13 protein-coding genes and 1 pseudogene are annotated in these 12972 nt (G+C 61.1%); 7 read left to right on the forward strand and 7 right to left on the reverse strand.

Annotated elements, in window-relative coordinates:
• The 3 genes from J7I84_RS10605 to J7I84_RS10615 all read left to right on the forward strand — a co-directional run.
• Positions 1–528: transposase (locus J7I84_RS10605; protein WP_214944290.1), on the forward strand; the 528-nt coding region annotated here is incomplete at its 5' end.
• Between the two features lie 4 nt (positions 529–532).
• Positions 533–709, forward strand: a complete 177-nt coding sequence (locus J7I84_RS22060) for an integrase core domain-containing protein (RefSeq protein ID WP_214944405.1) — start codon at positions 533–535, stop codon at positions 707–709.
• 1577 nt (positions 710–2286) lie between these two features.
• Positions 2287–2592, forward strand: a complete 306-nt coding sequence (locus tag J7I84_RS10615; protein ID WP_311381117.1) for an STAS/SEC14 domain-containing protein — start codon at positions 2287–2289, stop codon at positions 2590–2592.
• 429 nt (positions 2593–3021) lie between these two features.
• On the opposite strand, the gene J7I84_RS10620 is transcribed toward J7I84_RS10615, so the two are convergent.
• From J7I84_RS10620 to J7I84_RS10630, 3 genes and pseudogenes are all read right to left on the reverse strand, one after another.
• A complete protein-coding gene (locus J7I84_RS10620) occupies positions 3022–3912 on the reverse strand; it encodes a response regulator (RefSeq protein WP_214944294.1) in 891 nt (296 codons plus the stop codon).
• Between the two features lie 1527 nt (positions 3913–5439).
• A complete protein-coding gene (locus tag J7I84_RS10625) occupies positions 5440–5655 on the reverse strand; it encodes a hypothetical protein (RefSeq protein ID WP_214944296.1) in 216 nt (71 codons plus the stop codon).
• 90 nt (positions 5656–5745) lie between these two features.
• Positions 5746–6206 (reverse strand): annotated as a pseudogene (locus tag J7I84_RS10630) (recombinase family protein); the annotation flags it as partial.
• Positions 6207–6295: 89 nt separating this feature from the next.
• On the opposite strand from J7I84_RS10630, the gene J7I84_RS10635 reads away from it, so the two are divergent.
• Positions 6296–6805, forward strand: coding sequence for a GNAT family N-acetyltransferase (locus J7I84_RS10635; protein ID WP_214944300.1), 510 nt, complete (start codon positions 6296–6298; stop codon positions 6803–6805).
• Positions 6806–7101: 296 nt separating this feature from the next.
• On the opposite strand, the gene J7I84_RS21535 is transcribed toward J7I84_RS10635, so the two are convergent.
• The 3 genes from J7I84_RS21535 to J7I84_RS10655 are packed head-to-tail and all read right to left on the reverse strand — an operon-like array spanning position 7102 to position 9588.
• Positions 7102–8043, reverse strand: coding sequence for a CDGSH iron-sulfur domain-containing protein (locus tag J7I84_RS21535; protein ID WP_251046467.1), 942 nt, complete (start codon positions 8041–8043; stop codon positions 7102–7104).
• The gene (locus J7I84_RS10650) at positions 8040–9110 is read right to left on the reverse strand and encodes an iron-containing redox enzyme family protein (RefSeq protein WP_214944303.1); all 1071 of its coding nucleotides are present in this window, start codon (positions 9108–9110) and stop codon (positions 8040–8042) included. The genes J7I84_RS21535 and J7I84_RS10650 overlap by 4 nt, the downstream gene beginning before the upstream one ends.
• Before the next feature lie 46 nt (positions 9111–9156).
• On the reverse strand, positions 9157–9588 hold the full coding sequence (locus tag J7I84_RS10655; RefSeq protein ID WP_251046468.1) for a DUF4383 domain-containing protein: 432 nt from the start codon (positions 9586–9588) through the stop codon (positions 9157–9159).
• A gap of 656 nt (positions 9589–10244) precedes the next feature.
• Here J7I84_RS10655 and J7I84_RS10660 point away from each other — a divergent pair.
• From J7I84_RS10660 to J7I84_RS10670, 3 genes are all read left to right on the forward strand, one after another.
• On the forward strand, positions 10245–10781 hold the full coding sequence (locus J7I84_RS10660; RefSeq protein WP_214944307.1) for a hypothetical protein: 537 nt from the start codon (positions 10245–10247) through the stop codon (positions 10779–10781).
• A gap of 403 nt (positions 10782–11184) precedes the next feature.
• Positions 11185–11592 carry a RidA family protein gene (locus J7I84_RS10665; RefSeq protein WP_214944309.1) on the forward strand — a complete coding sequence of 136 codons (408 nt, stop codon included), beginning with the start codon at positions 11185–11187 and terminating at the stop codon, positions 11590–11592.
• Between the two features lie 131 nt (positions 11593–11723).
• Positions 11724–11906, forward strand: a complete 183-nt coding sequence (locus tag J7I84_RS10670) for a hypothetical protein (protein WP_214944310.1) — start codon at positions 11724–11726, stop codon at positions 11904–11906.
• 178 nt (positions 11907–12084) lie between these two features.
• Here the strand turns inward: J7I84_RS10670 and J7I84_RS10675 are convergent, their stop codons facing one another.
• A complete protein-coding gene (locus J7I84_RS10675; RefSeq protein ID WP_251046469.1) occupies positions 12085–12870 on the reverse strand; it encodes an SDR family NAD(P)-dependent oxidoreductase in 786 nt (261 codons plus the stop codon).
• Between the last annotated feature and the right edge of the window lie 102 nt (positions 12871–12972).

Here is a 12972-nt window from a genome sequence, read left to right on the forward strand (position 1 = left end):
ACCGAAGATCTCATGTCACTAAACACCGCTCCCGAACGGATGCACCTCGCAGGTACCAAGCTTGCCCTGCGCGACCTCGCGCGTCGATGGAAGGCCCTGGACGATGAGATCAAGCAACTCAACGTTCAGATTGACGCGCTGGTGACAAACGCTGCCCCCGACCTCATCCAACTCCACGGCGTTGGCACCGAAATTGCGGGACAGTTCCTGGTTACGGTCGGCGATAACACCCACCGGATCCGCAACGAGGCCGCGTTCGCGAAACTCTGTGGAGTTGCGCCACAACCCGCCAGCAGCGGACGGACCACCGGGCGGCACCGGCTCTCCCGTAGCGGCGATCGCGCAGCAAACAGTGCGCTCTACATCATCGCGATCGTCCGCATGCGCAGGCATGAACCTACCCGCGCCTACGTCGAACGACGTACCGCCGAAGGACTCAGCAAACGCGAGATCATCCGCTGCCTTAAGCGTTACATCGCCAGGGAAATCTACGCCAACTTGCCCCCAAGCGACCACTTGACAATATAGGAGCATCGAGCGCTTCAATCGGATCCTGCAGGAGGAATGGGCCTACGCCAGGGCATACCGGTCGGAAACCGCACGTCAATCCTGCTACCCAGACTTTATCGAGCACTACAATCAGCGCAGGCCCCACACCGCACTCAGAGGCGCCTCACCCATCAGCCGCGTCATCAACCAACCGGGTTAGTACATCTAGCCGCCGCTGCACTTCTTCAGTCACGCACTCCACCTCCATCCACGTCTCTTTTCCAAGGGGACAGGTCTTCCGCAGCTGCAAGAACCATCTAATAAGGCTACTTACTATCTTGTTCTATGGCCACCCCAGGACATTTCAGTCCCTGGATTGTCCTGTTGGCAGCAGGACCCGAAGACGGCCCCTGCCGCGTCCGTTTCAGCCATGGGCGCCTTTGTGGGATGACGTGCTTGCTCTTCGCGGCGGTTGTACAGGCCCTCCCATGTCGGGCTGGAGAATACGAAGAGCCGGAGGATAAAAAGAATGGGAGCGGGCTTCCTTTCAGATCTGAGACCGGAAGCCAGCTCCCCGGCGGCATTTCCCCCGATGAAGACCAGAAGCCTCCCCCAGCAAAAGGTACGAACACGCGCCAAGGCACATCTTCTGGCATCAGCACTCCCACGTCAACAACCGACCATGCCGGGCTGGCTCTAATCAAGCCTCCTGTCCGGGTGCTGCGTGGCTGCGGACTTCCGTGGGTGCGTTGGCTGAAAGACTTGACGACATGGACTACGAGCTGAGTGTCATCCCCGGCTGCCCCAACAGCGCCGCTGCTCTGGCGTTGTACTCGAAAGCGCTCCTGGCAGAGGACGCTCCCGGAGCCTACGCCTCGTGGAGCCGAGCACGGACGCACAAGCCGAGTCACTCAACTTTCACGGCTCGCCGTCCTTCGTTGCCGGCGGCCGCGATTTGTTCCACTCCACGGCAGCACCGGCCCTGACGCGCAGGGGTTTACCCGAAGCCAACTTGCTTGACCGGTTTACCGCTGCTGGAGGAACTCCAAGCCGCGCTGCGCTCGGCACCTAGGCTCCGCCCAGCTGAAGAAACACCGGCAGTCCGGCTCGCCAACCCTAGGCGCGCACTAGAGTCAGCGCCCGACCCTGCATTCGTGGACAAGCGTGTCTCTTAATTCCAGGGACATGAAGTCTCACCACGCCGCGCCCGTTTAGAGGTGCCGGAAGGTCAAATCTTTGGGACTTTCAGCGGGTAACTGACCGCGTTTACTGAATCTGCACCCGGGCGATGACTCTTCGGGCTCCCAGGGCTGAAAACCAGGGGCACCCGGTTATTTTTTGCCTACTGGCGGAGCATCGCGTAGGTGTGCACGACTGAGCCGGGGCAACCCGAAGGGCAAGCAGCGGATGGATTGTGGGAGGAAATAAAGCCAAGCGCCCACACAAGGCCTCCGCTGTGCAGCCGTCCGCAGGACGGTTGAGCCGGTGGAGCAGGCACCTACGATCCGCAGCCAGCAGCACAAACAAAAAACGCTTCTACAGTCCGGCGAAGCGAGGACCTTTTCAGCGCTTGAAGGACGCTGACCAGCACAAACTCTGTTGACGAGTATGTACATCCGTTGGATATCCCGGTAGCGTGCTCCTGTCGGTTATTGGGGGACGACGGGCTTTTGAGGAAGCTCCTTCGGCCGGCTAAGCGATTGTGGGGAGTCGTTGGAACGAGTTGAAGTTGAAGGTGGCAATGGCACAGTCGTCCTCGGGGATGACGAAATCCTTCGCCTGCGTTGGCACCCCGGGGTGAGAATTGAGTCCGCCGACGCCCACGCCGCCATGGCGGCCGTAAATGCCGCGGCGGATGGCTCCGAGTATCCCTTGCTGGTGGACATGTCAGCCACAGCCTCCCTCAGCCGCCAAGCACGCTCCGTCTTCACCATCCCCTGTGCGGCCTCCCGCATTGCGCTGCTTGGCAAGAGCCCCGTTGACCGGATGCTCGCCAACTGGTCCCTGGGCGTGCGAAACCTCCCCAGCCCTACGCGCTTTTTCACTTCCAACACCGAGGCCATCACCTGGCTGCTGGAAAACCAAACGACTACCCGGACCTGACCCCACCCTCGCCTTCCCAGCGGGGTCCCGATCCCGGTCACGACGTAGAGAAATGCCGCCCGAAGACAAACCCACAAAACCGCCCGGTCATGGATCCCCTCTTGGGGCTGTTGGGACTAAGAGCAAGCACAAACATCGCAATCTAGCGCCGACATTCCTAAGGCGGCCCCCTTGAATGAGTGTCTGGTAAACGGCCGGGTTCACAGTTCCATGTCAGAACCGTTACGCAGCCAGCGGTGATGACCGAATGTGGGCGCCGACGACTGCGACTCTTGCTGCACCAAACTCTTCAAAACTGCTCAGCGCAGCATCAAGTGGAGGCCGATGTTCCTCAAAACCGGCCCGGCACACCAACCCCGAATGACCCGCTGGAGTGAATCGTGTATCCGCATAGGTGAGTGGGACGGTAGTGGTAACTGCCCAACTCCTTTAATTCCCACGATCCCTCTTGAGGGTAAGGGCAACGGCGGATGCAGCGGCCAGCGCATCAGCAAGCCGCATGGCGTCCAGTAGCCGCATGCTGTTGGACCGCCGCACGCTGCCAGCCTCGCTGGTGCAGATCACAAGCGCCGCAGTGACCTCAGCTATCAAGCCCGTGTCACGACTACGCCTGTACTCCCGTGCCAGGTCCTCCGTGTTCTCAAGCGCTCCAGAGACAAACACCGCGACCTCGGTCCTGCGTGCCATGTCAAATTTCATCAGCACCGATGAGACCATGCTCTTCACCGTCTTTTCGGCCAAACACATTTCCTGTCCGATCTGGCGGTTAGTCAACCCGCGCCCCACTCCGACCGCCACTTTCATCTCCTGGTTTGAAAGCATCCCGAACCTAAGATCCGGCCCGTTCGTCTCGTTCGCCCGGATCGGAGCCAGGATCCCGGCCTGGAAGCGGCGGCTGTAGGCGGTGTATCCATGCACCGCCCGCCGTATCAGCCTGAGCTGCTCCGAGTTGTCATCCTGTTGCGACAAGCATCCCCAAGCACCGGCCAAGATAGCCGAGATCAGAACGGTTTCGTCGGTTTCACCCGTCATCAGCACACAACGGACGGTCGGATCAGCAGCTGCGATAGTTCGACACAGCCCGCTGCCGGAACCATCGGGAAGGTCGTCGTCGATGATGACCAGATCCGGACGCAACGCAGGAATTCGTCGTGCGGCCTGGCGAACAGACGCCGACTCACCGGAAACGCTGAACCCGTTAGCCTCCAGCAGCCCCTGCAAACCCCGCCTGACGAGCTCTTCACCACTCACGACGTACACACTCTGGGCCAAGGACTCCCCACCCAGGCCATGGTCAGTCACCATTTCGTTTCCGTTCATTCGCCCTTAAAACCAAAAGGCGCTTGCTACTCTCCTGCTGCCACCCTGGCCCCACCTTGAAAAGGAAAACAGTTACTCAACCCACAGGCTTCTGTCCAAAAAGCAAACGGACTTGCCGACTCACTTGCAAGGCTAGCCCTATAAGCAGAATCCGGACACGCCGCCCGGGTTCCAATCCAGGACAGCCTGCCGCTGCCAGCGCAAAGCCATCCCCGATTTGACGCCTATAGGAGCACCGGCTAAAGGTTCACCGAGACGGGCACAGGACGTCCGGTGGACGGCATGAGTGCCGGCCACCGGACGTCCCTTCGGATCCGCGCGAACAACTCCACTCTCGACTCCATCCAGACCAGCCTTCCGCCGCATCCATCCACTGATGGATCCAACGTTGAAGGCGGGGCCACAAATAACCGTCACAGGTGCCCGGCGAGTCATGAAGTGGGGCCAGATATAACCGTCCTACCGGGGCCATCCAAACCTGTCACAGTCAGCGAAGCCTTGGTGTTGTGCCCGAGGGCACTCTGAGATCTCGTGACACTAGCCATACGAGGCTTCTCACCGCCGGTCTAGAACGCATAAGTCAGTGGCCTAAGGTGTCCCAGTCCCAGCTCTGATTTTCGATTCCCTACCCTCTATGTACCTTGGAAGACACGGTCTCTAAAGAGCCGGCTTCCCGCGCGTCCAATTAGCCTGGGTCAGGTGCTTGGGTGCATAGGTGCGGATTACGACCAGCGGTCTCACTGAAGGCTACGTAAGCGGGAAGCGATATCGTTTTGAATGGCCGTTTCGAGCAGTTCGCCGTACCGGTTCGCTCGATCGCCAACACACCAAACGCTGGGAGTAGATTGTCCACGCCATCAGACCCTCGTTTCGAAAGCGTCGACCTCACCGGATGGCTGTTGGATAGGGACGAACCTGCAGGTGAAAATGAAAAAGCCTGGTTCAGGGATCCCACTGCCCCCGACCACCGTTGGATATACAAGCCGAATCGCCAACACCGCAGTGAACATGAGGACCGCTCTGAACTAGTTGCAGAAGCTCGGCCTTCCTTCCACCGCGGCTCCCTTTGAGATACTGGCCCGGTCATTTGGAAAGCGTGTTGCAGACACTTACGAGATGTTTGCGGAGCCTCACGTCGATTTGACGGCGGACTCGCTGCGCTTCTTAGTTCCCATCCACGGACTCAAGTATCAGAGCAGCGGGGCCCGCGAACTGGGTTGACTCTGGACGGCTTAAGGATGAAGCCGCACTTCGGGTTATTCCAGAGCCACACAACCCGGCAGATGTGCGGGCGCAGGCTGTATTCGCCCCAACAGGCGATCAAGCTGGGCTATGTGCCAGCGCCGGTTTTGGATTACGTGCAAATTCTGGACCAATCCGGGTCCTTCACAGCCGACGTAGCGGCTGTGAACCCTTCATCGGACGGTCTACACCTCCGGGTGCTTATGCGGCTGGAGTGGAGGGCGCACGTGCCCTTGGATGCTTGACTCACCAACGGTGAGAGCGGATTCACCCCGACGCTCGAAATTAACCGGGGTCCCTGGTTTCCAGCACCGCGAGCACCTGCCGTGCTGCGTCCAGATGATGCACGGCCGCGCCCACGGCATTACGCGCCGTGCCGTGCACCTGCTCAGCATCCCGCGCGAGCGTGAGGAGATCATCCTCAATCAGATACCCCAGCCTGTCCTGTACATCCAACAGCAGGCGGTAAAGCTCATCAGCAGTAGCGGTATCGATATTCACTGGTCATCTCCCATTTTTCGGGTAGCGGTACACGGAGGCGCGCGAGGCGCCGATTAGCTTCTGGATCGCGGCGAGGTACCTTATCATTCTTCACGCGGAGCGCCGCTGGAGCTCACGGTAGACCGTGGTCCGGGATACCTGGAACAGCTCCGCCAATTCAGCCTGCGTATGCTCCCCGGCGTCGTGCAGCATCAGAAGAAGCTTCCGCTGCGTCTTGGACAATTTTGCCTGCTTGCCTTTCAGCCGCCCCTTCGCCTTAGCGATCGCCATGCCCTCACGGGTGCGCATCCGGATTAGGTCCGCCTCAAACTCGGCCACCATACCCAAGACGTTGAACAGCAGCCGGCCTACCGGATCAGTTGGATCGTGCGTGCTGCCGCCGAGACTGAGCACTACCCCTTTGGCCGTCAGTTCGTCGGCTATATCCCTGGCATCGGAAAGGGAACGTGCCAAACGGTCAAGTTTCGTCACCACGAGCGTATCGCCGGCTCGGCACGCTGCCATCGCTTCACGGAGACCAGGGCGACCCTATTCGCTCCCGTCAGCCTGTGCCAGCCAGGACCTCTTTTCCCTTGGATCAAGGTGACCCACACAATGGAAACGTCTTTCATCCCGAAGCCCGTGGAAAGCAGCTTAGGTCATGGATCCTCTCGTCTCGCTGGTAGCGCTTATTGAACCGCAGGACCTCAACGCCGTGAGCCCCGTCCCCCAGACGATCAAGGACAGGGACCTCCCGGAACTAGCAGACCTATACCTAGATGCTTACGCTGGCGGAGCATCTGATCCGGACGCAGCCGGGGCCGCCGCCAGCATCCACGCTGTCTTTGCCGGCGCCCGCGGAGCTGTCATTCCCCAAGCTTCCATGCTCAGCCGTGACGTAGAGGGCCGTATCACCGCCGCCATCATCACCACAGAACGAACCTTTCGAAGCGACAAACCCAAAACAGCCTTCATTGCAGAACTTTTCACCCACCCTGACCAACGCGGGAGGGGCCTGGCCGAGCTGCTACTTCGTCATGCAATGCAAGCCCTGCACGAAAGCGGCTATAAGACCTTGGCAGTGACTATCAACAGTGCCAACGCCGCCGCTCAAGCCCTCTACCTGCGCAGGGACTTTCGCCGCTTCACCCCCGCAGTGCCCATCGACTAGATGTTGAATTGTGGATATTTTGTGGAGAAGTGGGCAAGTTTGTCGTGGCCTTCGCTCGGTGGCTCCCCTGGCCAAAACTTGTTGGGCTGAGCACATCGACACTGCCCCGCTACCCGCCCCGGCCCGTTACTACCCGCACCAATCCGCGATGCGGCGTCCAAGAACTCGACCTCGACCTCGACCTCAGTGATCAGAACCGTTGGACGGCCAACGGAAAGATGTCACCTCAGGCCCCATCCAGTCGGTCGTATCGCCCAGCGCACTGGGGAGTCAGGCTTGTGTCCAGGTCCCAGGAGTCACTTGGAGGGCCGGGCACTGGGCGGGCTGACTTCCGCCTCCGGTTGTGTAGCCGCTTTGGCGACGGGCGGGGGCCCTGCAGCCGCCGGGGACTCAGCGGACGCCGGTGAGTCTGTGCGGAAGTTGATCAGCTTGTGGGTTCCGTCGCAGTAGGGCTTGATCGCCGAAGCGCCGCATCGGCAAAGGGCGATGGTCTGCCGGTGCCTGGGGACCGCTTCACCTGAAGGCGTGAGGATGTCGAAGTCACCGCGGACGAGGATGGGACCGTCGGGGCAAACCACGAGGGAAGTGTCACCTGGGTGTCGGGGGTTGTCGTTCATGGGATCTTCCATTCTGAGCACGGGGGAACCGGAGCGGGTGCTGGGCGGATTTTGCCTGCGTGCCGGCGCCGCAGGACGGCCTCCGAATGCGCGGCTGTTTTCAGGCGGCTGCCTGCGTAGGGAACTCCACCGGCAGCTCGGAGCGCCACCGCGGCCCACACACAGACGGCGCGTTCCAGCCCGGTTGATCAACGCCCGGGAGGTATCCCAGCAGGCATGCCACGGCCAGGCACTGAAGTAGTTTTGCGGCCGCACGATGTCGGCCTCATCCAGCCCGGCTACGACGGCTGCAAGGGAATCCCGGGTGTACCGCACATCATCGTCGGCGATGACCAGCCTGTCGGCAGCGCTGGCCCGCACGCCGGTCAGGACTGCCCTGACCTTTCCATTGCCCTCTCCACCGGGCGCGGGCCGGAGGTGTGTCACGGAGGGCGGAAACCGGGCCCGGTGGTACTGGAACAGTTCATCGGGGGATCCGTCCACCACTGTCACGGCGATCCACCCGCACAGCTGCTGCAGGTAGGCCACGAGGCTGTCCAGCGACGAGTCCTCAGCCCACCGCAGCCGCAGGATGTACTCGTCCTTGGGCCCAGAGAGGACAGGCGGCGCCGCGGCCGTCATACGGCGGCGGGAACGGGGACCCGCAGGGAGGACCGGCCGTCCTGCCAGGCATCCAGGACGTGCCGGGCAAAGAGAGCGTCCAGACAGGCGACAGCGGCCGCGCCGAAGAGAACGTCCTCCAGCAGGTCAGGTTCCGCCTCCACCAGGCCGCCGGCGAGGTCTCGTCCGGCGATCTGCTCGTGGACGGCATCGGCTTCGACGTGCTCGTCGAAGTACCTGGTCACGTCCTCACCGAAGCCAAGACGACGGAACCCGTTCCCGTAGAGCTGATTGGGCCGAGAGGACGTCATCTCATACATCGCCAGGTGCCCGGCAATCGCTCCGCGTAACCTCCGGTTCAGGCCGAACAGGGACATCGCGTTCACCGATGCCAGCGACACGGCCGGCATCCCATCAATGTAGGCGCCGTAGCTGTCATCCAGCCCCAGTCCCCTCATGGTTTGGGCGAACAAGGCACTGTGCATGCGCTCCGGGTTGCCGCCTCCGTACTCGTCCGCTTGGATTTCTACGAGGGCGGCCTTGGCCCGACCGGTAAGCCGCGGAATGGCCCAGGTATGCGGATCGGCTTCCTTGAGCTGGTACAGCGACTTGTGGATCACGAATTCACGAAGCTGCCCCTCCGTCGCTTTCTTGGCCACGTGCCGGGACAGGCTGGGACCGCCGTCCCGTGCCGCGAGACCGAACAGGAGCGCAGCCGTCCCGTCACTGTCCGGAACACCGGACCCAGGACGCTCGACGGCGGCGATCAGCTCCCCGGCTTCGGACCGGAGCCACTGCTCAAAGGGCTTCTCCAGCAAGTTTCGGATCCCAATCAGCCGCGGGTTCCATTCCCAGCTGTCATCAACGCCCTCCAGCCCTCCGTAGTGCAGCTCGTAAAGACAGAACAAGGTCAGCTGCACGTCCTCATCAAGCACGTCCCCGATGCCTGCCACGCGTGCGGCGCCCGGCATCCGCCCCGCGACACGGTCATACAGGTCAGCCTCGGCGGCCGCGTCAGCACCCGGCATTCCGACAAGGAGCGAGAACAGTCCGGAGCTGAAAGGCCCCCGGGCTTCAGGGATACGCATGTGTCTCCTAGATGGGCCGCTGCCGCGGAATGTGGCTAAGAACCAGTCAGGGGCGGGCGGTGGTGGCTTGGGCGGGGTGACGGCGGTGGAGCAGCAGTGCCAGGGCGATCATGCCCAGGCCCAGCAGGAGGTGCAGCCAGTTGTCGGCGTCGTTGAGGGGGACGAAGTTAGCGGCCGAGTCGTGGTCGATCACCAGGCCGTAGATCCACAGGACCAGATAGATGACACCGCCGTAGAGCAGGAAGTTTCTCGCCCCTGCCCGGGTACGGCCCATCAGCAGGCCGGCGGCCCCGAACAACAGGTGAACGATGTTGTGGAGCACGGACACCTGGAAGATCCCCAGCAGCAGCGCCCCGGAGCCACGGCCGGCGAAACCGAGCGTGTCATAGCCAGAGGTGATGCCGGGAATGAACCCCAGGACACCGACGAGCAGGAACACCGCCCCGACCACCCGGGCGGCCTTTTCCAAGCTGGTCATCTGCCCGCTTACGCGCTCACTATTGGTATTAACCACGCCCGCACTTCCCTCCATTGGGATAACCACAGTTCCTTCCCGAAGCTGCGGCCTGAATTGGCACGATAGAGCGCCATGCTCTTCAAACAGGGCTGGGCGCACCCCAACCGCAAGTCGCAAAGTACCGCTCCTGCCATGGGATGAGACTACGCCGACCCACCCGGCTCCAAAAGGGGGCGCGGCCTGCAACAACGGAAATAGTGATACCAAATCCTCTGTGCACATTGCCGGTATAACTCGACTCCTCCGCGGCAAATTTCACCTCGAACACCCACCCCCAGGAGCGCGGCCCGCCCCCAACCAACGCAACTTTCCCCTTCAACCCCACGCATGAAGGGGAACAGAGAATCGATGACAGCGCATTGGGCCGACCGCCCGGGCTCCATGCCACACACCACCGCATCCCATCCTCCTGATTGCTGCCACCGGGCCAAACGGCAGGTCGGCGTGCAAAACGATACTTTTGGCCCACGGATATTACGCCGGCCCGGCCCTTTCGTACGCCACAAGTGCAGAACAGGGCTATTCAGACGTTGCCACCTGTGCGTATCCTGTCCGCACACGGGGCGCCAGTTTCCTGGCTTTGCTCTTCCGGCTTGCAAACACTTTAGGAGCTCGCCATGGCAGGAAATCTTGTTGCACGATCCATTCACGACCTGACCGCCGCTGCGTGGTTCGGCGGTTCCCTCATGGGCGCCATCGGACTGAACGGCGCAACAGCACAAGCCCAGGACCCGGCCGAACGCACGAGGCTATCCAGCCTCGGCTGGAAAAAGTGGTCTCCGTACCAAACCGCAGCGTTCGGCGCGCACATCCTTGCCGGCGCGGCCGTCATCTTCGAAAACAAGGACCGAATGGCCAAACAGGACGGCGTAACGCGGCTCACCATCTACAAAACCATCGTCACTCTGGCCGGGGCCGCCGTGACCCTATACGCCGGAATGCAGGGCGCGAAGGTAGACAAGCTCTCAGGCGAAGGAGCCGCAGGAGCAACCGAACCCACCCCCGGCGCTTCGGAGGAACTGCGCTCCGCCCAACAACAGCTAAAAATCCTCCAGTGGGCCATCCCTGTATTCGCCGGCTGGGTCATCGTCCTGGGCGCCAAGCACGGCGAAATGCAGCGACCAAAGAACGTCTCAAAGGGCCTGGCACGCTGATAATCCGGATAAGCGGCCCCCTCACCGGCTAAAGACTCTTACGGTTCAGGGGCAGTACCCTTCCGGTTTGTTCATCAATGATGCCGCGGCGGGAAAAGAGCGTGCCAAACGACTGTCGAATAACCCCCTCTCACACCCGTGAGCGCCTGCCGGTTCCGACAACCTTCCCCTGGGCCCCTCGGTACCCGGCCAAAGCAAGTGATCCACGCCGCCCTCTCACCAACCTCAGATGGGCAGTTCGATCGCAGGCAACGACGTGCAGAGGGCTTCAGAAACTGACAGCAGCATCGGTGGATTTTGATAGCACGGTGATCAACCGGCTTACGGTCCATGCTGCATGTCTCCTCGTTGTCGGCGCCGATAGGGTGGGATGGCCAGCGCGCATTCCAACAAAAGGACGCCCATGCCCAGCGCAGTTACCCTCGTTCGCTCGAGTACCCTCACTGCCTCCGCGCAGTACGCATATGCGGCGACCGTTCCCGGCGACGCACGCCTCATTTTTCTAGCCGGATCATGCCCCTTGAATAAGGACGGTACGACCGCAGGCCTCGGGGACTACGCTGCACAGGCTGCAAAAGCGATTAAGAGCTTGTGCCTTGCCCTGGAAGCCGCCGGCGCCGGCATTGGGGATGTAATCTCCACGCGCGTACTTGTGGCATCGACCGAACGGGCCGACTTGGTAACGGCGTGGGACGTGGTTCGGGCAGCTTTCGGTGAGCACGATGTGCCAAGCACGCTGATGGGAGTCACGGTGCTCGGCTATGAAGACCAGTTGGTTGAGATCGAAGCAGTCGCCGCAGTTATCGATTGAACCGGCGCTGCCGCCGTACAGCCCGCAAGGGGATCCTGCACTGGGCGCCTGCTCTTCTAGTGTTAGTGGCCTTCCGGGGACATTAGCTGCAGGATAGGGTTTCTGGTGTAGGAGGCATGGAAGGGTGAAATTTGCAGCTGGACACTTACATCTCCCGTGCCTCCGACGGGCTGTTCACGGCTAAGACAATGCAGATGCCGGAACTAACCGCTCAGGCGCGGACGATTGAAGAGATCCCTCACGCGGTTCGCTCCGCTGCTGCTGCGATATCCGGCCGGCCGGCCGAAAACTTCGACGTCATCCTCGACTTTTGACAGCTTCGTCGGGCGCCAGATGGAAGTCCGTTGTCCCCGTCCGAGGACCCGGTCCGATGTGCAGTAGCTGCTACAGGCTGTGGTGCCGGTGAATGATCCCCAATCGGACGCAGCGGCGTCGGCTTACGGGCCTTGCGGATGCATCGCGGCGCTGATGATTTCAGGCCGAAACATCCGATCAGAGCATCGCGGTAAGCACGCCTCCATCGGCGCGCATGGCGGCCCCGTTGGTCGCGGATGACAGCGGACTCGCAAGGAAAACAGCCAGGTTCGCAATCTCTTTAGGGTCTATAAACCTCTCAAGGAGCGAGGTCTGATTTCCACCGATGATGACCGCCTTGAGCTCACTTGCCGTGAGCTGCTGCGTCTTAGCAATTTGCTCGACCGTTTCGGCGACACCGTCTGAATATGTAGGTCCGCCAAGGATCGTGTTTACCGTAACGTCGGTACCGCGGGTTAGCTTGGCAAGTCCGTTGCTCAAGGCGAGCAGTCCCGCCTTGGTCACGCCGTAGTGCGTCATATCGCCAGGGATGTTCACTCCCGACTCGCTGCCAATGAAAATGATTCGACCCCATCCCGCCTCGATCATCGGGGGAAGTATTGCACGAGACAGCCGCACACCACTCATGACATTGACATCGAAGTAGCGCCCCCAGTCATCATCCGAGATCTCCCCGAAGGGTTTCACCTCGAAGAGTCCGACATTGTTCACCAGGATGTCGATGCCCTCGAGTGAACTCAGCAGATGCTGTACCTTGGCGGGCTCACGGAAGTCAGCAGCAATGCCTGAGACGACCGCGCCGGGCACCTCTGACCCGAGTTTCCGCACCGCACTCCCAACCCGACTCTCAGCACGCCCGTTGATGACGACAGACGCTCCCTCTTGAAGAAGTGTCTTCGCAATCGAGTAGCCGATGCCCTGGGTGGAGCCACTGACGAAGGCTCGCTTGGTCGCTAACTGCATATCCATAATCTTGAGACCTCACGTTTACTTGCTTGGGAAACAAAAGACTACGGTTTAATGATTGTCCAAGCAACTAAATGAGCCGCGCATCCCGACTGAATC

It is taken from the genome of Arthrobacter sp. ISL-85, assembly GCF_018613675.1.
In the GTDB taxonomy this organism is placed as follows: domain Bacteria; phylum Actinomycetota; class Actinomycetes; order Actinomycetales; family Micrococcaceae; genus Arthrobacter.

Coding starts and splice junctions, on each gene's coding strand:
- J7I84_RS10650 (WP_214944303.1), bottom strand. CDS start 9,110: ATGCGTATCCCTGAAGCCCGGGGGCCTTTCAGCTCCGGACTGTTCTCG.
- J7I84_RS10620 (WP_214944294.1), bottom strand. CDS start 3,912: ATGAACGGAAACGAAATGGTGACTGACCATGGCCTGGGTGGGGAGTCC.
- J7I84_RS10665 (WP_214944309.1), top strand. CDS start 11,185: ATGCCCAGCGCAGTTACCCTCGTTCGCTCGAGTACCCTCACTGCCTCC.
- J7I84_RS21535 (WP_251046467.1), bottom strand. CDS start 8,043: ATGACGGCCGCGGCGCCGCCTGTCCTCTCTGGGCCCAAGGACGAGTAC.
- J7I84_RS10675 (WP_251046469.1), bottom strand. CDS start 12,870: ATGCAGTTAGCGACCAAGCGAGCCTTCGTCAGTGGCTCCACCCAGGGC.
- J7I84_RS10660 (WP_214944307.1), top strand. CDS start 10,245: ATGGCAGGAAATCTTGTTGCACGATCCATTCACGACCTGACCGCCGCT.
- J7I84_RS10635 (WP_214944300.1), top strand. CDS start 6,296: ATGGATCCTCTCGTCTCGCTGGTAGCGCTTATTGAACCGCAGGACCTC.
- J7I84_RS10655 (WP_251046468.1), bottom strand. CDS start 9,588: ATGACCAGCTTGGAAAAGGCCGCCCGGGTGGTCGGGGCGGTGTTCCTG.